This window comes from Ruegeria sp. CF1, from assembly GCF_056537445.1.
On record NZ_JBQFRN010000004.1, the window covers coordinates 1 to 26,705 of the forward strand.

Sequence of the window (26,705 nt, forward strand, 5' to 3'; positions counted from 1 at the left end):
ATGAGGGCGGCCCGCCTGGGGGCTTTGCGCCACATAGGGTGGGTCAAATTTAAATGCTGAAACCGGGTCAGTTTTGAACGCTCATTGACAGCCAAGGGGCAGAAAGGTTTGGACGCTGTGATGTCAGCTTGGGCGCAATCGCGGGGGCATCGTGCTAATATGCTGTCACGCAAGGCCGAAGAGTTCGCGCTGTACGAGGCGGCGGATCGCATCTGGGTGATGGTTCTAGCCGCCCCGTGTCGGTAGTATTTGGGAGATAGCCTTGTTTTCTCGCTTAAATATGCAGCAACAAAACTGCAAAGCGTCACCAGCTTCAAACCACTAACTACATCCAACGAAACGCGATGATTTTAGTATCGTCCGACAGGCCTTTCATCCACCGAACTTCTTGGACATGGGCATTAAGTTGCTCTTCGGTCAGTACCGGCTCCACCCATGTGTAGTGTACCTTCGATTCTAATGAATGCACTTCGAGCTTCTGTAGTCGGTTAGTTAGATTAGGCATATGAACCTCCATTGCCTTTGAGTTCGGCTAACAAATTCGGATCGTGCGCTGAAATGAACGCATCAAGCGCTTCTCCGCACGCTTCAAGCGTCGGAGTATCCAACTGTTGATAGAATGGGTCACCATTTCCCGAACGTGTCTGAACCGATTCCAAGTGAACACGCTGCCGGAAGTCGGATTCAGCCTCATCATCAATTCGATTTACGCGTGCCAATCCAAGCTGTGGTAAGGTTTTCAAGGTATCTGTTCGTTAACATCTTCTTCATCGCTCTGGGGGACTCATGGGGACAAAATCAACTGGATTGTGGCGGACAATTATGGACAACTGTAGACAATAACTATTCGGGGAAAAATATATAGAGCTTGGTATTTACAAACTAAATTGGGGTAGGGTTGGATAATTGTGGACGGCCATAGACTGTAGAGACTTACAGCGAAATCAGTAGGTGAACGGAATCATAATCCGCGTGTCGGGGGTTCAAGTCCCTCCTCCGCTACCACCAAACCCCCCACCTTTTTGGAACGGTTTGAAACCAAGGCGCTAAGGCGGCCCTTCACCTCGACAGGCACGCCGTCTTCCTCGGTCGGAGACACAACGATCTCCGAAATCAAGCCGCGCACCGCATCACGTGCTTTTGGATTCGGATTGCCGTTATGCGCCTGCATAGAAGAGATCATTTCATCCAGTGCCGTGACATACTTGGAAGCTGTCGCTGGATTGAACTCGAACGCCCGCTCCTTCTCTTCAAAGCTGGCCAACACATCCATGGCAACCGAAGCGCGTTCTTTGGCCTCAGTCAACTTTGCCTCTCCTTCGACTCCTTCAAGAATACCCATCTCGAAAAGTTCGATACGACGCGATAGCAGCTTGTTGGCTTCTGCTACCTTGCGTTCAAGTTTCTTCCTGTCTGGTTTGCCGGCTGCGTTGAGTTCGCGACGTTCTTCATTGTAGGCACGGATGAATTCATTGATGTAGGTTGGCGTCGACAGCTCTTTTCTTAGTTCGGCCAGCAGGGCGCTTTCGATCTTGTCGAGGCGAACCTTCCCATTATTGTTGCATGAGCCACTCTCTTTAGCCGCAGAGCAACGAATCCGGATAGCACTGCCCTTTCGGTCATGAATAGACATGCCACCACCGCAGCAACCGCACCTAAGCAGGCCCGAGAAAGGACGCAAGGGTTTGCGAGTCGACTTTCCGGAGCGCTTATTTTCGGACTGCTTGGCCAACCGTTTCTGAACCGCATCCCACAGTTCCTCATCGATTAAACGTAGATGCGGAACCTCTGCATACTTCCAGTCTTCGGCCGGCTTTTCGCGGCTGACTCTTTTTCCCGTTGTCGGATCGCGCACCATCTTGACGCGATCCCAGACGAGGATGCCCGCGTAGAGTGAGTTGCGTAGGATTCCATAAGCGCGCTTCTTATTGCCGTTCAGCGTGGAAGCGTTCCACTTTGGCCCACGTGGCGGCAACTCACCCTGAGCGTTGAGATCATGAGCAATATCTCGCGGGGAGGCTCCTTTAGAGTAGGCCAAAAAAATTCGGCGTATAACTTTCGCTTCGTGTGCTTCGATCTGAAGCTCACCGGGTTTCCCCGATATGGGTGAGTAGCCATAAGCCTTGCCGCCGGCACTCAAACCCTTGGCAATGTTGCCTGACATTCCGCGATGAACTTTTTCACGGAGGTCCTTAAGGAACATCGTACCATAAAGGCCGCGGAAACCGATTTGAAGCTCGGACTGAACCCCTTCACTGGCAGAGATGATATCGACGCCTGCGAAGCTAAGCTGCTTTTGCACATACTGAAGATCTCCGATATCTCGGCTAATTCGGTCGACGCATTCGACAACCAATGCATCAATTTCGCCAGCTCTCGCTGCTTCGAGAAGATTGGCAAGGCCAACTCGCCCGACCAGGGTCGCGGATGACATGGCCTTGTCTTCAAAAACTTGGACTAATCGGTATTTCTCGCGTCTCAGGTAGCTTCGGCAAAGCTCCACCTGATCTTCAATGGAGCGCTCCGATTGGAGCGTGGTCGAATAGCGGGCGTAGATCGCAGCGCGGCGTTGCATTCTCTCGAGTTCCTCGCGTCTTGTTGTGCTGCCGCCCGGGCCAATTCCCGGACGAGCTCAAGCAAACCAACATCTGGCGTCGGGTTTTGCTTTGCTGCTGGGGACTTGGTGATCTCTTCACAAATCGAAAAATCGGTTTGGATCGGTTTTTGAACTGTCATGGTGCTCGCTTTATGTTTCAACGAGCGTGAGATCGGTCTCCTTTGGAAAATTTAGAAACGCAGTTTAATCCGAACGGTTCGGAGAGCGAGAAACGCTCTCCGAAGGCTGCAGGCTAAGTCTGCGTTTCAGCGATCACTCGACGTGTTATTCGGTCGGCTCGACGGAGGTTCTGGATGAGTTGAAGACATCTTTGAAGCGCCACCAAAGGTTCAACGCTCCGGTTCAATTCGGCTGCTCGATTTGTCAGCCGCTTGTTGATCCAAGCACCGCCCGGGCAATGCTCGTCTGCAATCACCTCGCTCACCCATCCGGCTTCTATCTCAGCCAAGACAGGTTGGAGCAGGGATTCGAGATCATTGAGATCGCGATCACCGAACATTTCACCCGCACGGAGGCGTGAGCCAAAACGATAAGCAATGCGCGCGCCACTGGGCGCCAGATTGTCGATTAGCGTGTCGAGTGCCTTCGACGCTGAGGGCACTATGTTGAGCGCATCGAGGATCGCTGCCTCGATGGGCAAAAGCTGCTGTGCGATGCTATCATACATAGCGCACCTCCCGCGTATCCGGCCGTCCCTTGCGCCGCGTTTCAACCGTGACGGCGCGTATCTTTCGACCCGAGCCTCTGCTGCCGAACCTACGGGAGCGCCGGATATCGCGTTCTGCATGTATTCGTGCGCGAACGCGATGAAGTCGATCCAGCGCTGCGTCGGCGAGTTCACCCAATACGGGCGTTCCATCGGAGTTTCTGTCGAAGCCGCTGTTGTTGACAGATACGGAAACACGTCGAGCCGCATTGAAGCGTGTTGGCGCCCTCAAAGAAGCCTGTTCCCGCTCCTCTTCCGAACGCACATCGACGCAATAGGCCTGCTTGCGTGGACAGGGGTTCGTTGTGCCGTAAGCCAGAACCGCAAAGCGCTCACCGGCCATTTCCTCGACATCAATAACCAGCGACGGCCGAACTTTGGGATCATCCTCTCCCATCGTTTCATGGGGGAAGCGAAACGCGACGACATCGCCAACTTTCAAACGGGATTTCCAGTTCTCGGAGGGCAGCGCGATTTCAGTTTGAAGTGTCATGAGACATCCTTCATCGAAGTTGAAAAGAGCCGCGTCTTCCACCGTGTTTGGGCTGGTTCCCACTTTCGGCTGCGCGACATCCGGACTGCGCAGTCGAAGGTGGGCGACCTGCCTTTTCCGCTGTTTCGGTTCTCGTCCGTGCGCTGTTGTCTGGTCTGTTGCAGCTTACCGATCTGTCGCCAGAGTGTTCGAAGTGTTTCCAATGGGTCGGTTGACGGGTGTTTCCGACTGCTGTGCCTCTGTTGGAGGGCCACAGAGTTCTCTGTGTCCAGAATGGTTCCCCTGTAGTGGACATGGACCTGTCCGGTCCGGAGCAACTGATAGCTCGGGGAGTGTTCCTGCCTTCTTGCGCGCGTAATACTGGGACCTACCAAGACCATAGTTCCGCCAGGGCTTGTTTCTCGATGCGCTGTTTTCGAGCAGGTATTGATCTCGCGAGGTACTCCCCTGAACAGCACGCCGTGCTCGTTCCCGTTCAGCTTTTCTGCGGTGGCGCTCTTCCGCTGGCATCACCTGACGCATGCTCAACTGACGCGCCATATCGGCTGATACGTCGAGACGCTCCGCAACAGTCGAGCCGCGGTAACAATATCTCTCGCTCTCGCTTGCATTGTCGCAAGCTTGCAGCTTTGACTTCGCAAGAGCCTGCTTGATGATTGCGTTTGTTTCGACCTGGCATAGCCCGGGCGTTGCCGTGTCTGCCGCTCGTTGAATGTGACCTTCGATGGCCTGGGTATCTGACTGATGGGTCAGGCAGGTGGCATAGAAATGCAGCCATGTGTTTCGGTACCCCACCGGGATAACCCCACCATGGTGAATCCGGTAAGCCTCAAGATCTTTGCGTATCTGTTCAAAACGCTCAGCTTGCGTCAAACCTCTGGGCATTGTCGGGGCGCCCGATGCCCGTTCCTGACGCTGCTTGCGGCGCTCTGCGAGTTCGGAACGAGTGGGCCGCCCGACGGCGGCAAAAATCTGATCGGCAAGGACATCGAAATCCTGGCGTTGGCAATTCCCACCAGACACCTGAACGACCCGGCCCGATTTCTCGTTTCGAGTGCCGGGAATGCGAAAGACGCGAGCTGGGTCATTGCAAGAACGATCCGAACCAAAGGGAGCAAGCAGATCCATCAATGCCCTGATTGCCGCCTGCCAGCGGGATAGCGCAGCAGGTGGCATCGAATGGATCAACCAGATTGCGGCCAGTCCTCGTCCCGTTCGCAAATAGAATGATGGCTCAGAGACACCGCGCATCAGAAGATGGCCCGCGACGGCTGCCTGAACGTCTTCTTCACCCTCAGCGCGCCAGCCGGGATCATTGTGATAGTCCAGATCGACATATAGCGAATTCAGGCTGACCAATCCTGAATTGCAGCGTGTGCCCTTAAACCGGTTCAGCGAGATAAACGATGTCCGATCCAGCAGCGCATGAAGACACGCTACAATCCCATCCGGAGAGCGTGTGAATTGTTGGCTTGGCTTCTCGGAATTCTTAATCAGAACGGCAGGATTCCCAATCACTCCTTGCGGATGGAGGAGTTGAACGTATTCCTCTGGTGAAACGGTGTGGGTGTCATCTGAATGCGGGGCAAAGTCGCGCGGATCGGTGTGCTTCATCCGCGGGAATTGGCTCTGCGGTCTTCGACACAGAAAAATCCAAGCAAACAAAGGTGTGGCCCGGGTGACGCCCTATTCCTGTCAACCGATCAACGGCACGAGTCCAAATAATGTAGATCGCATCCAGTGTTGTGCCCTGCAAAAACTGGCTTCGGTGTCATCGCGTACGCTGACGCGGCTTGCGTGTTCTTACACGCCGTATGTTGGAATCCCGATCATTCTGCTGGAGCTGAGGTGGGCGATACGCCTCAAGGTCGACGTCAGAGGAGAATTCCTCATCGAGGATGTCTAATGGATCGATGTTTATGCCTTCTGTCGCCCATCGAACCGCTTTCTGGTATGCTGTCTCAGTTCTTAGACATTCTATTTGCGACGAAGCTTCCAGCGCTGCTTTCACTTCGCGCTCGGATCTCGCCTCCAACATTCGACGTTTCTCATCGCTGACCGTTTTCTTGCGGGCAGCCTCTCTCACCCGCGCGATACGCTCCGCTTCGAGGTCGTCTCTCTGACGCTCCAGGGCGCGCAGCTGCAACCAAGAGTGCCAGAGTGTTGAATTGTGTTCTTGGACAGCCTGACGCCGCACTCCGGCAACTGTGTCGTCGCTTCCGCTTTCTTGCAGTCTGCGGCGCGACCTTGCAGATCTGCGTGGCCCGACATGATCTTGTCTTGCCATGCCATGCGGTGCATCGCCCGTCTTGGCCATTTCGGCATACGAACGAAGATCAACCCGCGCTGGAGAGCCAATCCTGCGCAGGGCCGCGTTGGTCCGCTTTTCCCATTCTCCACGGATAAGCTTGATTTCTCCTGGGCCTGAGGTTCTGTCGTCAAGAACACGCGTTTTCTCACCAAAATCGCCCGTGATCCTATCAACCTTCCGCGTCGTCATCAGGATGTGGGCGTGGAAATTCAGGTTGGTCTTCGATGGGTTGAAGAGCCTCTGCTCGTAGTCTTCTCGCGTCAGTTCGAGTTTGCCCGCACTGTGTTGTTTCTCTTCCTCAGGGCACAGGAAACGCGGCGCGTGAATGTCGGCTTGAACGGCAACGCCGTATTCATCGCGAAGCCAGAGGCAGAAGCCGCGGACAAGACGGACCTGCTCGGGAAGCGGTAGCTCGCGTGGCAGGGATGGGCGCAGTTCGCGGATGACTCTTGCATTCTTTCGGCGTTCAGAACGCTCGGCTGCGTTCCAGAGCTCCTCGGCGTTTCCTGTCCAGTTGATCAATTCATGCGACAGGAGGCCACCCTTTCTGCCCGGCGAAAACCGTCGTCCAACCCGCGCATCCCGGAATGTGGTGCGCGCAGTGTAGGCGGCGGATTTGACGGCGGAGCGACCGTCGGCACGAGAATGCAGGATGACTTCGAGTCTGCTGGCGGGGTGTATCATGTAAAGGACATCGGGCTCCAACCCGAACTCCGCACAAAAAAGCCCGCGGCAGGCGCGCAGGCAAACCCCAAGTTTGCGTAACTGCGCGCATTGCCCAACGGGCATGCGGACGGCCGCTCACAAGGCGGCCTGGCGGAGTCACGTTTTCACGCAGGGGGAGCGAAGCCGGGATCCAGGCCGCATTTCCTGTTCGACCACTGAAAAGGGAGGACGAAATGGCGGACCTGGATCAACAAATCGAACAGGCGCGCGCGAGACTCAGGGACCTCCAGGCCCGGGCGAGCAAGCAACGGCGTCGCGATGAAACGCGCAAAAAGATTATCTATGGCGCTGCTGTTTTGAAGCTTCTCGAGGAAATTGAGAGAGACAAAGCTGATCGGTTGCTCAAGCTTCTGCACGAACGTATCTCACGCGACTCAGATCGAGAGCTGTTAGGGCTGTAAACCCAGTTAGATCTTCTTGAGGCACTGCACGCTCTCAGAAGGGTTGGCTGACTTGGACCTATTGAAAGAAAAAAACTGGCGCGGCTCACCGCGCTCAGTATCGTCAGGTCGCGACGTGAGAAACATCCTTGTCCGGCGAATAAATGTCCAGGATGTTCCAATGACCGGTCGTTGGTGTCGGGTTGTTGATCATTGGCACATCCAGCACGGTTGGTTTGCCGCTGGCGATTGCCGCTTCCAATGCAGGCAACAACTCGTCAGCAGCGCTGAGTCTGTGCCCTTCCGCGCCGTAGGCTCGCGCTATGTCGGCATAGCCCGGTCCGTTTGCGGGTGCGGCGGCTGATCCGGGGAACGTGGTTCCATAGGTCAGACCGTAATGCGCCTTTTGCAGACCTGCTATGGTTCCGAAGGCATTGTTGTTCATGACCAGCCAGATAATGCCCAGATCGAGTTCGACGGCCGTTGCCAGCATCGACGGGTTTTGGCCGAAACCACCATCGCCAACAAGGCTGATCACCACACGATCAGGTGCCGCCAGTTTCGCGCCGATCGCACCCGGAGGACCGAAACCCATCGTCGCGAACCCACCCGGGGTCAGGATTGAACCCGGCGTCAAAATGTCAAACTGTTGCCCGACACCGTTCTTGTTCCACCCAACGTCAGTGGTGATGATGGCATCCTCAGGCAGTGCCTGGCGGGTATCTGCCAGAATACGCTCGGGCATCATCGGAAAGGCCGATGAGGTCGCCATTTCCACGTTGTGCGCTTTGAAGTCCGTCCGGAAGCCAGCGATCTTCTGTTCCAGAGCGGGGCGTTTGAAACCGTCCGGATACATCTCGCGGGCGACCCGGTTGAGGACGCGCAAAGCGGCCTTGGCGTCAGCAACGACGCCGATCTCGGTGGGATAGTTCCGACCGATTTCCTGCGGTTCGATGTCGATATGGATGACCTTCGAGCCAGGAATGTTGAACGTATAGCCGGGATACCAGCTGGAACAATCGGCCTCTTTGAACCGGGTTCCCACCGCAAAGATGTAGTCCGCATTCAAGCAGGACTGGTTGACCAATTCGGTGCCCCAAAACCCGGTCATTCCCAGTACAAGCGGATGGTCGTCTCGCAACGCGCCTTTACCCATCAGGGAATGCGCGACTGGAAGGCCCATATGTTCAACAAATTCTCGCAACTCCTCGCTGGCCTGTGCCAGAAGAATACCACCCCCGACATAAGCGACTGGGTTTTCGGCTTTAGCCATCGCTTCGACAATCTCTCCCGCTGTCTCGTCGTCAATCGACGGTTTCTTGAGCGCACGCGTGTTGTCGCGGATACGGTCGAAACTGTCCGAGGGGATCACCTCTGAAAAGATGTCCATGGGGACATTGACCAGTACCGGCCCGGGCTGGCCGCTTTCAGCGAGATGAAACGCCTTTTCCAGAATCTCGGCCATCAGGTCGGCGCGATCCACGCGCCAAGCGCGCTTCACGAAGGGTCGGTAAATCTCCCATTGGGCTGCGTCTGCATGCAGGTTCACTTCCTGATGCGGATGTTTACCGTAGTAATGCGTGGGAATGTCACCCGCGATCACGACCATCGGGATACAGTCCAGTGCGGCGTTGGCGACCCCGGTGGCGCAATTGGTCAGCCCCGGGGAGAGATGGGACAGCACCACCGAGGCCTTGCCCGTCACGCGGGCATATGCATCCGCCGCGTGGCTGGCGATTTGTTCGTGTCGTACTGTGACGAAATCGATGGGACTTTCCGCCAGCGCAGCCAGAACCGCAATGTTCGTGTGCCCGCACAGGCCGAAAACGTGCTTGACCTCACGACGCTCAAGGAAATCGACGATGTGCTCAGCAACGGTTTTGCCTTCCAATTTAGCCCCGTCCATCACGCGACCTCCTGTCCGTAGAACTCACCGAACAGGTCCGGCTCCGAGGGGCGATCCTCAGGGATCGGACGACTGACCCAGGTGTAGTTCATCATGTGTTTCATGGTGACGTTTTCGTTGGTGATGTTGCCGCCCCAAATGCCGCAGCCCAGGCTGCTGGTCATAGGCATGCCATTTGTCCAGGCACCCGCATTGGCCTTGGATTGAGGCTGTCGCACCATCATACGGCTGACCGGAGCCAGACGCGCCAACCGGTCGATGTGATCGTCATTGTGGCTGTAGATGCCGCAGGAATGGCCCTTTCCCCCGGTGTTGTAGATCTGGCTGACCGTGTCCAGCGCATCATCGAACGTTTCGAAGTGATAAAGCGCCATCAGCGTGGTCAGTTTTTCCTTGGAGAACTTGTGCTGCGGCCCGATTTGCCCCTGATTTTCAACCATCAGAAACTTGCGATCTTCGGGGATGCTAAAACCGGCGACCTTGGCCGTTTGCTGCGGCGGACAGGCAATGGTCGGAAACGTACGGTTTCCCTTTTCATCCCACATGGCCGCTTCGAGCATGGCCTTCTCTTCATCCGAACACAGGTAGCCTCCCTCGGCTTGAAGCGCCTTAACCATATCGTCGTAAACTGAGCGCTGGATGATGATGTTGCCGTCGGCCGAGCAGCCCGACCCAAAGTCGGAGGTCTTTGAAATACGGGTATTCTGCGCGGCGATATCCAGATCGGCAGTCTCATCAATGACAATGGATGAATTGCCTGCGCCGACACCATAGGCTGGACGCCCTGAACTGTACGCCGCTTTGACCATGGGCTTGCCGCCCGTCGCCAAAGTCAAGTCGCAGATCTCCATCAGATGTTGCGTCAATGGGATCGAGGGTTTGCGAATGGATTGAAACAAGTCCTCGGGGGCACCGGCAGCACGACAAGCTGCACGCATGACTTCGACCATTTCATAGGTTGTATGGGCGGTTCGTGGGTGCGGACTGAAGATCACCGCATTCCGGGCGTTCGCGGCGGAAACGCCGGTCACCGGTGGCGTCATCGCCGGGTTGGTCATCGGGATCAGGGATGCGATGACGCCAGCAGGTTTGGCATATTTGACCAGACCCTTTTCCTCATCAACCTCGACAATACCGGTCGATGGCGTGCGCAGGACATCACGCAATACCATATGGATTTTGAAGCGCTTCGCAGGGCGTCCTTCGCGATCTCCGATGCCGCTCTCGTCCACGCCTTGCTGGGCCAGACGGGTGAAGGTTTTCTCGTTGCCTGCGTACCACGCAATGGCCTGAGACAGGCGGTCCAGCCTGTCCTGATCCCAATCCTCGATCTCGGCCATGGCAGCGCGGGCGCGTGCCAGCATATCTGCCGCCATGTTGCGGTCGTTTTCAGTGAGCTCTTTGCCCATGATGATCCTCTTGGTGTTTTGGAATTGCAGCATCAGGCGTGCGGCGCTGTGACCGCGCCTCGCCAAATGTTCGCTTGGCGTGGCTGAGACAGCGACGCGCGTGTTCTTCATATCCCAACTCGGCAACGCGGCTTTGGTTGGGCAGTTCAATAGAATAGTCGACGGGCGGCATCCGTTCGATGATGCCGTTGAAATCGATCCAGCCTTCGCCTGGGTACAACCTTGCATCACGGGCCAACTGGATCATGCCTTCGCGCGTATCGGCGATGCCGGGCAGGCAATCAGAGATATGCAGGAAGTGAAACAACTCCGAAGGGACGTGCAAGAGCTCTCCCAGATCCACGCGGCTGAGGTGCAGATAGAGCGTATCGACCAGAATACCGCCGTTGGGTTGATCAGAAGCGCGGACAATATCCAGCGCCTCATCCAGAGTGCGCAAGCGAGAGAAGCTCGGGAACTCCAAGTCCACTGTTAGCCCGTAGGGCGCCGCCAGTTCGCAGGTTTCAGAATAGACGTCGATCAGGAAGTCACGATCATCGCGGGTATTGGTCCACGCGCTCATGATCATGCGTTTAGCGCCCAATTCCCCACCGATCTCAAGAGAAGGTTCAAAACTGCGCGGATCGACGTCTTCCGTGATGCGCGCAAGTTCGACATCGAGGACTTTCAAGCCAGTGGTAGAGAGAGCAGTTTTGGTGGCCTGCACCTGTGCCCTGTCGATTGGGGATTGAGTGAATTCACCGGGCACATGCATCGGAATGAATCGGGGGCTGACGGCATCGTAACCGGCCCGTGCGGCGATATAGACCAGCTCGGGCGGCGTACAGCCAATCAGCGTCAGATGCGCCAAGGAATAGAGAGAGGGGCGTGTGCCAGCCTCTTCGGGTTTCGCCATGAATGACAGCTCCGGGTGTCTGCGAATCTTATTTTCATCACACGTAGTAAAAAATATCTGATATTTTTTAAAATATCAACTTTTAATACTGAGCGGAGAATAGAAACGCCCGAGCAATAGCCCGGGCGTGTTTAACCTTTATGCTGGCAGAGCCTTAGAGAGTGACCCAGTCACCTCCGGACTGGTGAGAGCGCACGGAGGCATCAATAAACCGGACGCCATCTGCACCTTGTTCGACACTGGGATAAGTAAGCCAATCGGCCGGAACGGTGACGCCATCCCGGCGCGCGGCTACGGCCATGGCAAATTCCATATAGAGGTTGGCCCAGGCTTCGATAATCCCCTCAGGGAAGCCGCGCGCGGTACGGATAAGACGTTCTGCGCCGGGGCCGATGCCATGCCCGTGACCTCGGCTTATGATATTATCCGGTTCACCAAACCGATTGAACTTCAGCTGCTCCGAATTCTCTAAATCCCACTCGAGGCCGCCTTCGCTCCCAAATATCCGCAACCTCAACCCACCCCGATTTCCCGGGGCAAGTCGTGTTGCCATCAAGGTTCCCGGAATTTCATTTTGGTAGCGGGTGAACATGAACACCGTGTCTTCCAAAGGCTTTGGCGCGCCGCAAACATGGAACTCGGCCCTCAGGTCGGTCAAGGGCAGACCCGAGACAAAGCTGGCGAGATGCGCGGCATGGGTGCCGATATCGCCGACACAGCTGGTTGGACCTGAAATCTTTGGGTCCAGCCGCCATTTGACGTGGGGCGCATCAGCAACATCATCGGGCGTCATCCAGTCTTGCATGAACTCGACGTGGATTTGGTTGATTTTACCGATGCCGCCTTCCGCCACGATTTGTTTGGCCTGACGGATTACTGGAAAACACGACATCGCATAGCCGACAGCAAAGATGTGTCCCGTGCGCGCGGTAATCTCCTCAAGCCCCTCGGCCTCGTCGACTTCGTTGGTCAGCGGCTTGTCGCACAGCACGTCAATACCCGCCTCCAGAAACGCTTTGGCCGCTTCGAAATGAACGTGGTTCGGGGTAGTGATCATTACGGCATCCACGCCATCCAGGCGCGCCGCCTCGGCCTTTGCCATCTCGGCGAATGACGCATAGCACCGGTCGGCCGACAGAAACCACTCGACCCCACGCGCCTTGCTGCGCGCAGCGTCAGAACTGAGCGCGCCAGCGACGACCTCCCACAGGTCGGTCATCCGCGCAGCCGTTGCTTGCGTGACGGAGATCCGTCCTCCGCCAACAACACCCAGCCGCAAACGGCGAGACAACCGAGGGAAAGGGCCGTCGAAGTTCAGGTCTTGGGGTAAAAGTCTCTCAGCCATTCTGAATCTCCATTTCCGAGACCCGTACGCCTTTCGGCAGCATTTCCACCGCCATGAAAATGCTGGGGGTAATCGTCTCGTATTGATGCCAAGGATAGTTGCCTTCGGCGTCATACATCGGTTTGTGCGTCGTGCCAGGGGCCATGAATTCTTCGAGGTAAAGGGTTTCAACATCCCGCTCACGGCATTGCTGCATTTTGCCAAAGCCTACGATTTGCGTATGCACTTCGCGAAACCCCGGTACCGGGCAGAACGGATGATCCTTGTGCAATCCGACATTCAATGGGACCGAACCTGAATGGTACATGGTCAGTCCAACGTTACCCACGAAGACCTTTGGCGACATGTAGTGGCTGACACCGCGCAGACGCTCCTCTTGGCGAACATCAAATGCAGATGGCCATGTATCTTTCACCCATGCGAACAACTCGTTCTCATCGGCATGGGCGTCGAACCCGTGGACAATTACTGCGCGTTCCACACCTTTGAGTGAGCTATCTTGCACGATAACAGACGAAAGCGGTGCAACGGCCTGATCCTCGACAGAGAGATTTCGCCGCCCAAGGTTAAGGACGATGGCGCGACCCTCGACAGAAATTCTGTCTTCACTGGTGATGTGCTGGACGCGAAAGAATGGCTGGGCAAAGTCGAGTGTCTCAATCGGCATGAACCAACTCCTTCCTCTCATTCAATAGGAAATCGACCGGCAGAGGCTCCGGAGCCGCGCAACGGCTTTCTATGGTCTGATAGGCACCAAATTTCGGCGCCCGCTCGATCGCGTCCATGACCTCGAAAACGTGGTAGGCAAGCGCTCCACTTGCACGGGGTTGGCGTCCTTCTTGCGCCGCCAGGGCCAGATCCATAAGGCCGAGACCACGGCTGTCCTCATTGAACCCATGTTTGTTGTCGACCACCTGCCAGCCTTCGCGACCGGTTGGGCGCGGCTGATGAGACCAGCGCGAGGTCTCCCGCGTTTTCAGCCAGACATCCCCTTGAAAGATATTGGCACCATGAACCGGGTCAGGGTCTGGGATGCTAATGGTGCCGTTTTCACCGTAGATCTCGAACCGCGGCGTTTCGCTGTCCCAGACGTCGAAGCTCATGGTCATCGACCCTATAGCTCCGGAAGAGAACTGCAGCAGGCTTAGGGAATGCGTGTCGACCTCGACATCCATCCATTCTCCGTTGCGAGGGCCATTTTCGATCATCCTTTTGTCGAACGTGCGCCGAGCCATTCCGGCGACGCGGTCAATTTGCCCAAGGCAAAAAATCATGGCGGTCAGGTAGTACGGCCCAAGGTCCAGCAATGGCCCACCACCCGCCTTATAGTAGAAATCCGGATTGGGATGGTGGCGCTCCGTCCCGTGGGTCCCGACATGGGCAAAAACCCCTGTCGGCTTGCCAATGGCACCCTCGTCGATCAAGCGCCGAACGGTCTGCCAGCGACCGCCCAGAAATGTGTCGGGGGCGCAACCGACCAGTAACCCCTTTTCAGAGGCCATGTGCAGGATCGCCTTTCCATCCGTTCGATCCATAACCAGCGGCTTTTCTGAATAGACGTGTTTGCCCGCCTCCAGAGCGCGCAGGCTGATTTCGGCATGGGCCGCCGGAATTGTCAGATTCAAAACGCAGTCAATTGTCGGATCGTAAAACACTTCATCTGGTGTGTAAGCCTTGGCGATGCCGTATTTATCCGCCTTCGCGCGGCTTTCCAAAGGATCGAGGCTTGCGCAAGCCACGACCTCTATGTTCGAGAATTTGGATAGTGTTTTTAGATAGATATCGCTGATACGACCACAGCCAATAAGGCCGACCCGGAAGGATTTCGATGTCTCACGTGTCATCATTCCTGTCTTCGTAGAGGGGTAAGTAATTTGGGGGCATCGGCCCTTTATTTCGGCCACCCTGGTTCATCTGTTCCCAAGCGTGGGCGAGTATTCCGACCGAGCGGGACAGGCAGAACAGCCCTCGCGACAAGGGCGCAGGAAAGCCAAGTTCGCAGAAGATCACGGCCGTCGCTCCGTCAATATTCATGGCAATTGGCCGACCGCCTCGTTGACGACCGAGTTCGGCTTGAACCTCTTCTCCGATATCGGCAAACCGGCCAGAAACTGTGCCTTCTGCCGCCGCATCACGAACAAGTTGCATCAAACGTGGTGCGCGTGGGTCGACAGGCTTGTGAAACCTGTGACCAAAGCCCGATACGATCTTGCCGTAGGTCTCGCGCCAACTGTCCAAGCCATCCCGAACAGCGTCATTCAGCGAACCTCCTGCATCCATGCGGGCGGCGATATCATAATACAGCTCAGCACATTGCTCTCCTGCACCTCCATGCACGTCGCCCAGCATGTTCACCGCAGTCGCCATCGCATTATTGAGACCTACCCCGCAGGTGGCAGCCATACGCGCAGCCGCGATCGAGGGGGCCTGCGGACCGTGATCCACGCCTGCGACCAAAGCAGCCTCGCACAGGCGCGCCTGTGCGTCGCTCGGCAGATCGCCCCGCACCATCAGCCAGATCATCTGCGGGAAAGATACGTTCCCGATCAGGTCCTCTATGGCGTTGCCACGAAAAGCGATCTGACCGGGCTTCATGTCGATGATGGAGGTACGCCACCATTGGCGGATAGCTTGCTCGTCGTTTGTCATACCGTTGCACCTCTAAACTCGCGCATGCGCTGCTGACGAAGTGAATCGAAAACGCTTTGAAGACGACTGATTGAGGCGGTGCAGCCGGTGAAGATTTCAAAAGACGCTGCAGCCTGATGAACTGCCATTCCAGCACCATTCATCACTTTTAACCCAGTTGTGCGGGCGCTTCTCAGAAGGTGTGTCTCGAGCGGGAAATATACTATATCTGCCACCCAAGCATCCGGCCGCAACAATGATGGATCAATCACCGACCCGGGGTACTTATCCATCCCGAGCGGTGTTGCATTGACCACTCCGTCCACAAATTTGACCCGTTCCAACGAAATCGAGGGGGAACCCTGAAGCTTTGCACAAGGGCGCAAGACCTTTAGTCGACTGACCAGCGCCTGCGCTCGGTGGAAGTCAGGATCGATGATCTCCAGGTTTCGAACACCTGAATCAAGCAAAGCCAAAGAGACTGCACTGCCCGCGCCTCCAGCACCAAACATGAGAACCGTTTCAGTCTTCGATGATCCCAAAAAATCTCCGAAGGCACTGTGGAAACCTATGTAGTCGGTGTTGTGGCCAACCATTCGGTCGTCACAAAAAACCACCGCGTTTACAGCTTGAAGCTCCTCAGCGGTTTTGGAAAGCTCATCGAGATGATCAATGACTGATGCTTTGTAGGGGTGTGTCACGTTGACCGCCGCACAGCCTAATTCAACTGAGTAATGCAATAAATCAGCGACCGACATTCCACGAAATGGCTCTTTTGCCGTGTCGATCCTACCGTAGCTCAGATCGATACCCTGCGCCCGGCCCTCCGCCTCGTGCATCTCAGGCGTCATGGAGCCAGAAATCCCTTGTCCGATCAGTGCGGCCTTCATATTAGGTTGTTCCTTCCGCCACGTGGTGTCGCGTTTGCGCCGCTAATCGAAACGCAGCGTTACGCGCGCCATAGCCGGCGTAACCAGTTCGGCGCTCAACAATTTCAAAGAAAAAGCCGTTAAAGATGGGGCGACTGTAGATCTGAAAATACTCGGCACCCGCCGCCTGGTCGTAGAGTATGTTATCCCTGCGCATTTGGGCGATCAGGTCTTCACTTAACCCGAATGTCGCTTGCAGATCAGCGTAGTAGTTTTCTGGGATGGACAGACTGGGAAAGCCGGACTTCCGCAATTGGGCCGAGGTTTCAAATATGTCGTCCGACTGGAAGGCGATGTGCTGAACACCGGCGCCAAAACCGTCTTCAAGGAATGAAGCCGCCAGTGTTCGACGCCCAACTGCTCCATTCAGGTTTAATCGCACTTCGCCCTCGGGGCTTTCGATGGCTTGGCTTTGCACAACACCCGACGGGTCGGCAACGTTCACGATCGGGGATTTTGCCATCTCAAAAGTCGAAATGTAATAGAGCAGCCAGCTTTGCATCTCATCGTTACGCATCGTCTGCGCCAGATGGTCGATGCGGCGCAGACCGGCGGGCTGGATCGCTTTGGTCTTGGCGACTGGCTCGAACTCGATGTCCCAAACCCGATGCAGATCGGATTTCTCATCTATGAAATGGACAACATTGCCACCAACACCTCGGATGGCCGGGATGTCCAGTTCCCCGGTCCCTACCGGCTGTGAGAAATTCGGCGCGCCCAACGCGGTCGCTCGCTGAACCGTCTGATCCGCATCTTTGACACGCAACCCCATATCACAAACGGACGGGCCGTGACCCAGAAACGCCGAATGGGCAAATCCTTCCTTTTCGGTATTCACGACGATGTTTATCGCGCCCTGCCGCCATAGCTCGACGGACTTGCTTACGTGTTTTCGCTCCATTCGAAAACACATTGCTGACAGCATTTCTGCCAGCTGCGCACCGCTTGTTTCGTCGGCTGTGAATTCGACGAATTCGAAGCCTGACGCATAGACGCGTTCCGGCAGGTCCGGGGTGCCCAAATCGGTTCCCGGCTCGGTCCGTGATACCTCATCCAAGAGGTTCACCAGCGACCTGTAGCTGTCTCGGGCCAGTGTTCGGCCACCGGGTTGAGGAGCTGCTTCGTTGACGCGCGCAATGGACCAAGGCCCCTTGTACCCGGCGCGGGACAACACGCGTACAAAGCCCGCAAGGTTCAGCGACCCAAGCCCCGGCAAAAGCCCAAAGTGCCGTTTGAGCCGACGTATATCCATCTCGAACCGGGGTGCATCGGACAGTTGTACATGGAACAGCCGATCGCCGGGAATGTCCCGAAGGCGGGCTGGTTTGGACCCGTCGGCAAGCGAGAAGAAGGAATTCATGGCCAACCCAAAATGAGGGCTGTCAATTGCTTCGACGACGCGTAACGCCTGCTCATCCGAGTGAATAAGATCCGACCATGGCAAGCCCATATAGGCCAGACGCATCCCCATTTCTTTAGCGATTTGGGCCGCCTCGCCAAGATCTGCGATTACCTGTTCTTCGGTCGCGGCGACATCGACCTCGAAGGCAGATCCGATAAGCAGCAATTCCGTTCCCAACTCGCTCATCAGGTCGAGTTTGCGCTTCAGTCGATCAAAGGCGCGCTCACGTCCGGCATCGGGCTGGCCTTCAAGGTTATGGAAGGGTTGTAGCAGGCAAATCTTCAGGCCGAAGTCCGATGCAATTTCGCGGACTTGCGATGGCGATCCGTCAAAAGCGGTCAAATCCGGTTCGTGTAATTCGACACCCCCGAATCCCGCGTCAGCGATAGCACTCAGCTTTTCAGCCAGATCACCGGGGATCGACGTTGTCGAAACCGAGAGGCACATTATCCCTGATATCCAAACATACGCGGCAACCACAGGACCAGATCCGGCATCAGCATCATGATCACCAAGGCGAAGATGAGAACCGCGAGGAAGGCCCAGATTTCCGAGATGATTTCGCGCAGCGGAATGTCCGTCACAGCGTTGATCACAAAGAGTAGAATGCCATAGGGAGGCGTGATCAGACCGATCATCGAGTTCACGACGACCAGAACTCCGAAATGCACAAGATCAATCCCGAGCGCTTCGCAGGTCGGAATGAAAAGGGGCACGATCACCAGGATGATCGTTGTTGCGTCCAAGACGCATCCCAGCGCAAGGATCAGCAGGTTTACGAGGATCAGGAATACAATCGGGCTAACATCCGAACCCTCCAGCAGTGCCGAGATCGACTGTGGAATCTGTTCCTGAATGACGATGAAGTTCAGAATGAACGCGCCACCAATGACCACCCCGACGGCGGCGGAGGAGCGCGCGCTGTCGACGAACACTTGATAAAGGCCACGGAAGGTCAGCGCGCGGTAGAACAACGCTGCCAGTAGCAGAGCGTAGAATGCAGCAACTGCGGCGGCTTCGGTCGGAGTGGTGACGCCGCCATATATACCGTACAGCAGGATCGCGGGCATCAGCAGTGCCGGAAACGCGTTGGCGGTTTTAGCCGGCAATTCGCGCAGAGGAACAGGTTCTTCCAATGCAAAGTTCCGCTTTCCGGCCAGATAGTAGTTCATCGCCATGAGGACGACGCCCATGATCAGGCCCGGCAGAATACCGGCTAAGAACAGAGATCCGATGGAGGCCTTGGAAACGAGCGCGTACAAAACCATTGGGATCGAGGGCGGAATGATCGGGCCAATCGTCGCCGACGCCGCGGTAATAGCAGCAGCATAACCTCGGCTGTAGCGGCCATCTTTAGTCATCATTTCAATGATAATCTTGCCGATCCCCGCGGCATCCGCGACAGCCGAGCCGGACATACCGGAAAAGATTAGAGACGCTACCACATTTACGTGCCCAAGGCCGCCCTTGAAACGACCGACAGCGGCTACGCAGAAGTTCAGCAGACGGTCCGTGATCGACCCAGCATTCATGATATTCGCGGCGACGATGAACAAAGGCACGGCAAGCAGGATCGTGCTTTTGTAGAAGCCTTGCAGGATCTTCTCGCCTGCGAGTGCGACGTCCAATCCGGCCGTGCCCAGGTACACTAATGAGGCCAATAGGATGGAATAGCCAATAGGTGTCCCGATGCCTGCCAGAAGAAAGAGAGCGAGCAGGCAGGAAAGAAGTTCAAAACTCATTTGTCTGCTTCCTCGTCCTCTTCGACGTCGACACGGGGATGGTCGTCAACCACGTTGTACCCAACGACCAGTTCCAACTCTGTCTTTGGGGGGCCATTGCGCATGACGTCGAAGAATAGCCACGCGTAGCGCGCTGCGACGACCAGCATGAATACCGCGTAAATCGAGAATACTGTGCGCAAAGGTATCTTCTCGCCGGAAAACGGATTGCGGACAGTCGATGTCTTTCGGATTTTCATCCAATCGATGTAGTCCCACGTTGGAAGGAAGCTGTAGAGCATACCGACCACGATCGCTGCGGCCGCCAACATCGCAAAGACCTGCCGCACGCGCATCGGCACGGAAAGGTAGATGATGTCGAACTTCACGTGATCCCGTTCGCGCACTATGAAAGCGCAGCTAAAAAAGATCACCCAGACCCAGAGGATGCCGATCAGTTCAAGCGTCCAACCGGCGGGGGTAAAGAAGTAGCGCAAGAGTATTTGCAATAGAAAGATTAAGAAGATTGCCGCCAGCATCCCGCCGGCAATCGCTTCGGTCAGTCGGGAGAACCCCTTTATAAAGGCTTTCATTGTGGTTCTCCCTCCCTTGTCTTACTGGGCTCAGTTGCCCAGAGCGTTGATCTGATCCAGAACGCCTTCGGGCCATGAGCCAGCGAACTCGCTGTCCAGATACATAGACTGTACCTGATCGCGGAACGCTGCGAGATCGGGTTCGTAAATCTCCATTCCTTGCTCTTTCAGGAAACTGACAAGATCCTCTTCTTTCTGAAGTTGCTTCTGACGGCCTGACTCAGCTGCCGCGTCCGCAGCTTCCTGAACCTTGGCTTGCTGTTCCGGCGTCAACCCGTCCCAAACTTCTTTGCCAATGGCGATATAGTTGAGGTCGACCAAGTGCGATGTCAGGATGATCTGATTGGTCACTTCGTAAAACTTGGCATCAACCACGGTTGGCAACGGGTTGTCCTGACCGTCAACGGCACCGGTCGACAGAGCTGTGTAAACCTCTGAGAACGCCATTGGTGTCGGGGCAGCACCCAGCGCTTTGCCAAGGAACTGCCACGCATCTGTGCCGGGCATCCGCAGGTTCACGCCTTCCAGATCAGCCGGAGTGCTGACGGTCAGTTCATCCTTGGGTTGGCGCAGGTTCACCTGACGACGGCCCAGATACATGACCGACAGCAGTTTGACGCCCAGTTCTTCTTCGGCCTTTTGCTTAAAGGCATCCATCAAGGGATCGTTGAAGACAGCCACCTGATGCGCGGCGTCCTGGTGGACATAGCCTGCTGTAAAGATCGAAAACTCGGGGAAGAACTGTGCCAGTTCCTGCGCCGAGGTGATCGACATTTCCAGGTTACCCCGACTGATGGCGTCCAATTCGGTGCCTTGAGCGAAGATGGTTCCGTTATAGCTGGGCTCGTAGCTTGCGAAATCAGCGACCATGGGTGCGAAAACCTCGGCCATGGCGACCGAGCGCTGATCGGTCTCCGATCCTGATGTTGCGAGGCGAAGTTGCACTTTGTCTTCCGCCAGCGCACCACTTGTTGCGCTAAACAGAACACCGGTTGCGACCAGGGCCGATACAGCAGCCCGGCGGGTAAGTTTGGTAATCACTTTGCTCCTCCCTGAGACATCATGATGCTTCTTTTTTGCGATTCAGAGTTTTGACCTATTTTGGACATTTTGCAAGATTTTTTACAAAATATCTGATATTTTAGACTGCCGTCATACCTACCATTGGTGTTTTTTGTAAGTTTTTGATCCTGACCGTATCACCTGTTCTGCAGGAATTCTGAATAGCTTCAATAACTTGAAGTGTTCTGAAACCTTCCCATCCAGACACAATCGGTTCTGCTTCGTGCCGAGCTACTTCAACAAAGTGCCTAAGCTGATTGACCAGTGGGTCAGACGCACCCTTCTTCAGCGCGGTTGATGAGATTGGCGTCCACCAGTCCCTTTGCTCACCCTGGTAACTCCACAATCGAAGATCGGGAACGGACAACGAACCATGAGAGCCACCTATCATGTAGCTACTCTCAGTGGTCGACGGATAGATTGGATATTCCTGAGACGTCATCTCCCAGCTCCATGGAGCAACGATGCTGTCGGACACACTTATGGTCCCGATCGCCCCGCTTTCAAACGTCAACAGCGCGCCGGCGACATCTTCGTTGTCGTAACCCCGCTGCGATGAAGCCGACTGAGCCTGAACGGTCACGACTTCTCCGGCCAAGTACCGCAGCAGATCAACATCGTGGACAAGATTGACCGAGATGGGCCCTGCACCGGGTTTCTTTCTCCAAGGCGCAGCATCAAAATACTCGTCTGGCTTATAGAACCAGCAATTCGCATGGACAGCGCGCACATCTCCAATCTTCCCATCGACAATGGCTTCCTTAGCCGACCGGATCAGAGGATTGTGTCGACGATGATGTCCGACCATCAGTGGCACATTGGCCTTCTCCGCTGCTTGAACAAGCTCAAGTGCAGCGGTGGCTTCCACGGCGATCGGCTTTTCGACAAGAACGGGACAACCATGTCGAACACACGTGAGGCCTTGTTCGACATGAAGCGTGGTCGGGGTCGCCAGAACAGCTCCGTCTGGCGTCTGATTTGCAAACATTTCCTCGAGGGTTTCGTAACATGCAACCGCATGCTCAACGGCGTAAGCACGGCCTTCATCGCTGGGGTCGACCACCGCGACGAGATCAACATGGCGCAACGCTCGGATAGCATCTGCGTGGCGGCGTCCAACAAGGCCGATGCCGACAATGGCAATGCGAAAGTTCTTAGACACTTTGCTTCCTTCCGGAGGGTCCGGAAAATCCCGAAACCGATGATTGCGATCGGGCTGCTTTGCCCAACTTGGCTACGACCGTATTGGGGTTTTCGCGATTCCGCAATAATGTATGATATTTTTATTTTTACCATACATCAGTTTGGATTGCTGATGTCTCTGAAAAATGCTAATTGAACGAGGAAACTGATAATATCGGGTGAAACGCATGGCGAAACAGCCGTCTACGATAGGTGCAAGTACCTATCAGCGCATCAAGCGGGACATCATCTTCGGGGAGCTGCAGCCCGGCTCCAAACTGAAGCTGGACGCCTTGAAGGAACGCTACTCGGCAAGCCTTTCGACACTTCGTGAAACGCTGAACAGGCTCGCCAGCGACGGATTTGTCGAAGCCCCAGAGCAACGGGGTTTCCTGGTTACACCAGTCTCCCGTGAAGACCTGATCGAGATATCAGAGCTGCGTGTCCTGTTGGAATGCCATGCGTTGGAGTTATCCATCGAGAATGGTGACACGGATTGGGAGGGGAACCTCGTCGCCGCGCATCATAAGCTGCATTTGATGGAGCAACGGCTTCTCAAAGGAGATGACTCTGAGAAAGAAACCTGGAAGAGGTACGACTCGGAGTTTCATCAAGCAATGATAGCAGCCTGCAACTCCAAGAATCTTTTATCCCTTCACTCAATCATCTATGACAAATATCTTCGTTACCAGATGCTCGTACTGACCTATCGAGGTGAGGTAGCAGCCAAAGAACACAAACACATGTTCGATGCCGCATTGGCCAGAGACGCGAATATGGCCAAGAAGTTGTTGGAAGATCACATCCGAAATGGCCTCGCCCACACGTTGGAGGCTATGTAGGCCATTCCGCCGTGCCGCAATTGCGGCGGCCTCCAACTCGGAGCAACGCGGTGAAGTCCAATATCTTTTGATCGAATTCGCCAGTCAGGGTACCGCTACGACAATTGACCTTTCAGCTTACCCCTCGAAGGTCGCGGCACCCGTATTTTACAGAGTGTTAATGTGTGGGGTTTGTGTCCAAGACGGACCTCCGCTACCAGAACTTCCCAAACAAATACTGCGGCCCTGTTAGCTGGGTTTCCATTTGGATCACGCCCTCGGGTTACGTGCGAGTTCAGACCAAACGCTGCAGTTCTTTGCGCTTCGTCGGTCTGAGGCCGCGAAGCGAGTTCTACCGCAACGTAAAAGGTTGGTTCCGGGCATGAACCGCGTGATTATGGTACTAAATCCGAGAAAATCAAATAAACCGAACGATCGGTCGAAAATGTAGTTGAATACGAACGCAGACCGGGCCAGTCTTTGATCGCGCCGTGTCCGGGGATTCCCCGATTTACTACTGGCATCGCATTTCGTCTGAGGAGGCAGGATCATATGACCCAAGTCATCGGGTATGAGAAAGTGGGCGATATCGCCGTTTTGTCGGCTGAGAACCCACCCGTTAACGCGCTGGGCGTGGATGTGCGCCGGGGTTTGTTGTCTGCGATCGAACGTGCCGAAACAGAGGGCGCGCGCGCGGTTTTGATCTATGGTGAGGGTCGGACTTATTTTGCAGGCGCAGACATTCGCGAGTTTGGCAAGCCGCCACAGGACCCGTGGCTGCCCGCACTCTGTGATCGGATTGAGGCGTCACCCTTGCTGGTGGTTTCTGCGTTGCATGGAACCGCGCTTGGTGGTGGGCTTGAGGTTGCTTTATCCTGTCATTATCGCGTTGCCGTGCCGTCTGCGAAGGTGGGGTTGCCCGAGGTTAATCTTGGTATCATTCCTGGCGCTGGCGGCACCCAGCGCTTGCCGCGTGTTGCCGGAGTCGAGGCGGCATTGGACATGATCACGACGGGGCGGCACGTCCGAGCTCCAGAAGCGCTTGAGATGGGTGTGCTGGACAAAGTTCAGGATGGTGATCCGCGCGAGATCGGCCTGGCCTATGTCAGAGAGCTGCTTGCAACTGATGCACCTCGGCGTCCTGTTTGCGATATGGACCGGCCCGCCCCAATCGATTTTGATGCGGCCTATAACGCGGTGCTGAAGAAGGGCCGGGGCCAACTGTCGCCTGCGATTGCAGTGCGGGCAATACAAGCCAGTTGCGAGGCCGAGGATTTTGCATCCGGTTTGGCACGCGAACGGGAATTATTCATGGACCTGATGGCCTCGGATCAGCGCAAAGGGTTGATCCACGCATTCTTTGCGGAGCGTGCGGTTGCAAAATTGCCCGAGTTGAATGGGGTCGAGCCGCGGAATCTGCAACAGGTTGGCGTCATCGGCGGCGGTACGATGGGCGCAGGGGTTGCCACCTCAGTTCTGCTGGCGGGACTTCCTGTCGTGCTGCTTGAGATGTCACACGAGGCAGCGCGGTCCGCTAAAGATCGTATCGCGGCAAATCTGGCTGGCGCCGTGAGGCGCGGAAAGCTGAGCCAGGACAAACATGATGATATTCTGCAGAACCGGCTGACCCTGGCCACCGACTATGACGCGCTGAGTGGCGTTGATCTGGTGATCGAAGCAGTGTTCGAGGACATGGCAGTGAAGAAAAAGGTTTTTGCGCAACTGGATGCGGTCTGCAAAAGCGGTGCGGTATTGGCGACCAATACCTCATACCTTGATATCAACGAAATTGCCGGATCGACCGAAAGGTCACGGGATGTCATCGGTCTGCATTTCTTCTCCCCAGCACATGTGATGAAACTGCTTGAGATCGTGGTGGCGGATCACACCGCGCCCGAAGTTGTGGCAACGGGTTTCGCGTTGGGCAAGAGGTTGGGCAAGGTGGCCGTTCGGGCAGGTGTGTGCGACGGGTTCATAGGTAATCGGATTTTGGGCACATATCGGAACTGTGCTGATCACATGGTGCTGGATGGGGCGAGCCCATTCCAGATCGATGCTGCGCTGACCGGGTTTGGATTTGCGATGGGCCCCTATGCAGTGTCAGACTTGGCCGGATTGGACATTGGCTGGGCGGCGCGCAAGCGGAAACGGGCCGCAGGCCAGGATCCACGCGTTCGCGACAGTTTCTATGCCGACAAGCTGTGCGAGGCCGGACATTTCGGCCAGAAAACCGGCAAGGGCTATTACATATATGAAAATGGCAAGCGAGGTGGAGAGCCGAACCCCGAAGTGACAGCATTAATCGAAGCCGAGCGTGCGGCCCAGAACATAACTCCACGCGCGTTTACGGATGAGGAGATCATACGTCGCTATATGGTCGCGATGGTGAATGAGGCGGCGAAGGTGGTAGGCGACGGCATCGCGCGTAGACCGCTGGATGTGGACGTTACGCTGCTCTATGGCTACGGTTTTCCGCGCTACTGGGGTGGGCCGCTGAAATGGGCAGATTTGCAGGGTTTGCCGGGTGTATTCAACGATATTCGCAAGTGGGCTGAAGAAGATGCCTTTTTCTGGCAACCTGCACCCCTGCTCGAACAACTGGTGGCCGAGAACCGCTGCTTTGATGATCTCAACAAAGATGCCTGAAGTCTCGGGGCAAAGGCTCTCGTGCCTGCGCAACATTGGCTGCGCCAATATTGCTAGCCGCCTTGGGCCCGGCATCGCGCAAAGCGCGATGCCGGGCCCAACAGGAGGAGGCGTTTCGTAAGAAACGTCGACGACTGGCGGGAGGGTTTGTTGTTAACCCAGTGCACCTTCGGCAGCAGTCCGCACAGCGCGAATATTGTCGCCATAGACCGACGGGTTTGAAACTGACCCGCCTTTAAAAACTGCTGATCCGGCGACCAACACGTCAGCGCCTGCAGCGGCCACCAGAGGCGCTGTTTTGGGATCAACACCGCCGTCGATTTCGATATGAACCCGTCGGTCGCCGATCATCTCGCGCAAACGTCGCACTTTTGCGGTCATGTCGATGAATTTCTGCCCCCCGAAGCCGGGGTTGACGGTCATGACGCACACCAGATCAGTCAGGTCCAACAGATGTTCGACGGCCTCGGCGGGCGTCCCGGGATTCAACGCGATCCCTGCTTTCATTCCCGCAGCGCGTATCACCTGCAGCGTGCGGTGCGAATGCGGCCCCGCTTCGACGTGCGCGGTCAGCACATCAGCGCCCGCATCGGCATAGGCTTGAATATAAGGATCGACCGGAGTGATCATCAAATGCACATCCATGACGGTCTTAACATGTGGGCGAAACGCTTTGACCGCTGGGGGACCAAAAGTGAGGTTTGGGACAAAGTGGCCGTCCATCACGTCCACATGAACCCAATCCGCCCCTTGAGCTTCGATGGCCTGAATCTCCTGTCCGAAATTTGCGAAATCGGCTGACAGGATCGAGGGAGCGATCTTGATGGAACGGTCAAAGCTCATGACTGGCCTCATGTGGGTGTGCTGTTGCGGTGGCGTATACCCTCGACTCGCGTCAATGCATAGGCCTGACTGCGGTGAATCTGATCGATA

23 protein-coding genes are annotated in these 26,705 nt (G+C 55.8%); 4 read left to right on the top strand and 19 right to left on the bottom strand.

Annotated elements, in window-relative coordinates:
• The first annotated feature begins 120 nt into the window (after positions 1-120).
• Positions 121-246: a hypothetical protein gene (locus tag ACRZ96_RS09210; protein ID WP_480814418.1), complete on the top strand. Its 126-nt coding sequence runs from the start codon at positions 121-123 to the stop codon at positions 244-246.
• A 715-nt stretch (positions 247-961) separates the two neighbouring features.
• On the opposite strand, the gene ACRZ96_RS09215 is transcribed toward ACRZ96_RS09210, so the two are convergent.
• The 5 genes from ACRZ96_RS09215 to ACRZ96_RS09235 all read right to left on the bottom strand — a co-directional run bounded on the left by ACRZ96_RS09215 (position 962) and on the right by ACRZ96_RS09235 (position 6,811).
• The gene (locus ACRZ96_RS09215; protein ID WP_480814419.1) at positions 962-2,575 is read right to left on the bottom strand and encodes a recombinase family protein; all 1,614 of its coding nucleotides are present in this window, start codon (positions 2,573-2,575) and stop codon (positions 962-964) included.
• A 274-nt stretch (positions 2,576-2,849) separates the two neighbouring features.
• Positions 2,850-3,284: a hypothetical protein gene (locus ACRZ96_RS09220; RefSeq protein ID WP_480814420.1), complete on the bottom strand. Its 435-nt coding sequence runs from the start codon at positions 3,282-3,284 to the stop codon at positions 2,850-2,852.
• Positions 3,277-3,816 (bottom strand): hypothetical protein, encoded by a 540-nt coding sequence (locus ACRZ96_RS09225; RefSeq protein WP_170620593.1) that lies wholly within the window; start codon positions 3,814-3,816, stop codon positions 3,277-3,279. Before ACRZ96_RS09225 ends, ACRZ96_RS09220 begins: the two co-directional genes overlap by 8 nt.
• A 165-nt stretch (positions 3,817-3,981) precedes the next feature.
• Complete coding sequence (locus ACRZ96_RS09230; protein ID WP_170620592.1) at positions 3,982-5,430, bottom strand: hypothetical protein; 1,449 nt, start codon at positions 5,428-5,430, stop codon at positions 3,982-3,984.
• Positions 5,431-5,587: 157 nt separating this feature from the next.
• Entirely contained in the window at positions 5,588-6,811 is a 1,224-nt protein-coding gene (locus tag ACRZ96_RS09235) for a MobA/MobL family protein (RefSeq protein WP_170618613.1), read from the bottom strand.
• A gap of 215 nt (positions 6,812-7,026) precedes the next feature.
• Here ACRZ96_RS09235 and ACRZ96_RS09240 point away from each other — a divergent pair, with 215 nt between their 5' ends.
• Complete coding sequence (locus ACRZ96_RS09240) at positions 7,027-7,254, top strand: hypothetical protein (RefSeq protein WP_480814421.1); 228 nt, start codon at positions 7,027-7,029, stop codon at positions 7,252-7,254.
• A 103-nt stretch (positions 7,255-7,357) separates the two neighbouring features.
• Here the strand turns inward: ACRZ96_RS09240 and ACRZ96_RS09245 are convergent, their stop codons facing one another.
• The 13 genes from ACRZ96_RS09245 to ACRZ96_RS09305 all read right to left on the bottom strand — a co-directional run bounded on the left by ACRZ96_RS09245 (position 7,358) and on the right by ACRZ96_RS09305 (position 22,285).
• Positions 7,358-9,139, bottom strand: a complete 1,782-nt coding sequence (locus tag ACRZ96_RS09245) for a thiamine pyrophosphate-binding protein (protein WP_480814422.1) — start codon at positions 9,137-9,139, stop codon at positions 7,358-7,360.
• Positions 9,139-10,548: an aldehyde dehydrogenase family protein gene (locus tag ACRZ96_RS09250; RefSeq protein ID WP_480814423.1), complete on the bottom strand. Its 1,410-nt coding sequence runs from the start codon at positions 10,546-10,548 to the stop codon at positions 9,139-9,141. Before ACRZ96_RS09250 ends, ACRZ96_RS09245 begins: the two co-directional genes overlap by 1 nt.
• Positions 10,529-11,443, bottom strand: a complete 915-nt coding sequence (locus tag ACRZ96_RS09255) for a sugar phosphate isomerase/epimerase family protein (RefSeq protein WP_480814424.1) — start codon at positions 11,441-11,443, stop codon at positions 10,529-10,531. Before ACRZ96_RS09255 ends, ACRZ96_RS09250 begins: the two co-directional genes overlap by 20 nt.
• 154 nt (positions 11,444-11,597) lie before the next feature.
• Complete coding sequence (locus tag ACRZ96_RS09260) at positions 11,598-12,788, bottom strand: Gfo/Idh/MocA family protein (protein ID WP_170602881.1); 1,191 nt, start codon at positions 12,786-12,788, stop codon at positions 11,598-11,600.
• Positions 12,781-13,455: a hypothetical protein gene (locus ACRZ96_RS09265; protein WP_170558876.1), complete on the bottom strand. Its 675-nt coding sequence runs from the start codon at positions 13,453-13,455 to the stop codon at positions 12,781-12,783. The genes ACRZ96_RS09260 and ACRZ96_RS09265 overlap by 8 nt, the downstream gene beginning before the upstream one ends.
• Positions 13,445-14,632 carry a Gfo/Idh/MocA family protein gene (locus tag ACRZ96_RS09270; RefSeq protein ID WP_254447327.1) on the bottom strand — a complete coding sequence of 396 codons (1,188 nt, stop codon included), beginning with the start codon at positions 14,630-14,632 and terminating at the stop codon, positions 13,445-13,447. The genes ACRZ96_RS09265 and ACRZ96_RS09270 overlap by 11 nt, the downstream gene beginning before the upstream one ends.
• Positions 14,622-15,437 carry a citryl-CoA lyase gene (locus ACRZ96_RS09275; protein WP_480814425.1) on the bottom strand — a complete coding sequence of 272 codons (816 nt, stop codon included), beginning with the start codon at positions 15,435-15,437 and terminating at the stop codon, positions 14,622-14,624. Before ACRZ96_RS09275 ends, ACRZ96_RS09270 begins: the two co-directional genes overlap by 11 nt.
• Positions 15,434-16,306, bottom strand: a complete 873-nt coding sequence (locus ACRZ96_RS09280; protein WP_170602879.1) for a shikimate dehydrogenase — start codon at positions 16,304-16,306, stop codon at positions 15,434-15,436. The genes ACRZ96_RS09275 and ACRZ96_RS09280 overlap by 4 nt, the downstream gene beginning before the upstream one ends.
• Before the next feature lies 1 nt (position 16,307).
• Entirely contained in the window at positions 16,308-18,194 is a 1,887-nt protein-coding gene (locus tag ACRZ96_RS09285) for a bifunctional sugar phosphate isomerase/epimerase/4-hydroxyphenylpyruvate dioxygenase family protein (protein WP_480814426.1), read from the bottom strand.
• Positions 18,194-19,489, bottom strand: a complete 1,296-nt coding sequence (locus ACRZ96_RS09290; RefSeq protein ID WP_170328647.1) for a TRAP transporter large permease — start codon at positions 19,487-19,489, stop codon at positions 18,194-18,196. The genes ACRZ96_RS09285 and ACRZ96_RS09290 overlap by 1 nt, the downstream gene beginning before the upstream one ends.
• Positions 19,486-20,061: a TRAP transporter small permease gene (locus tag ACRZ96_RS09295; protein ID WP_480814427.1), complete on the bottom strand. Its 576-nt coding sequence runs from the start codon at positions 20,059-20,061 to the stop codon at positions 19,486-19,488. The genes ACRZ96_RS09290 and ACRZ96_RS09295 overlap by 4 nt, the downstream gene beginning before the upstream one ends.
• 30 nt (positions 20,062-20,091) lie before the next feature.
• Positions 20,092-21,102, bottom strand: a complete 1,011-nt coding sequence (gene dctP / locus ACRZ96_RS09300) for a TRAP transporter substrate-binding protein DctP (RefSeq protein WP_170429695.1) — start codon at positions 21,100-21,102, stop codon at positions 20,092-20,094.
• Between the two features lie 100 nt (positions 21,103-21,202).
• Complete coding sequence (locus ACRZ96_RS09305) at positions 21,203-22,285, bottom strand: Gfo/Idh/MocA family protein (protein ID WP_480814428.1); 1,083 nt, start codon at positions 22,283-22,285, stop codon at positions 21,203-21,205.
• A gap of 208 nt (positions 22,286-22,493) precedes the next feature.
• On the opposite strand from ACRZ96_RS09305, the gene ACRZ96_RS09310 reads away from it, so the two are divergent.
• Together ACRZ96_RS09310 and ACRZ96_RS09315 are read left to right on the top strand one after the other, a co-directional pair.
• On the top strand, positions 22,494-23,147 hold the full coding sequence (locus ACRZ96_RS09310; protein WP_170612103.1) for a GntR family transcriptional regulator: 654 nt from the start codon (positions 22,494-22,496) through the stop codon (positions 23,145-23,147).
• 531 nt (positions 23,148-23,678) lie between these two features.
• Positions 23,679-25,772 carry a 3-hydroxyacyl-CoA dehydrogenase NAD-binding domain-containing protein gene (locus ACRZ96_RS09315; RefSeq protein ID WP_480814429.1) on the top strand — a complete coding sequence of 698 codons (2,094 nt, stop codon included), beginning with the start codon at positions 23,679-23,681 and terminating at the stop codon, positions 25,770-25,772.
• A 153-nt stretch (positions 25,773-25,925) separates the two neighbouring features.
• On the opposite strand, the gene rpe is transcribed toward ACRZ96_RS09315, so the two are convergent.
• Positions 25,926-26,615 (bottom strand): ribulose-phosphate 3-epimerase, encoded by a 690-nt coding sequence (gene rpe, locus ACRZ96_RS09320; RefSeq protein ID WP_480771671.1) that lies wholly within the window; start codon positions 26,613-26,615, stop codon positions 25,926-25,928.
• Between the last annotated feature and the right edge of the window lie 90 nt (positions 26,616-26,705).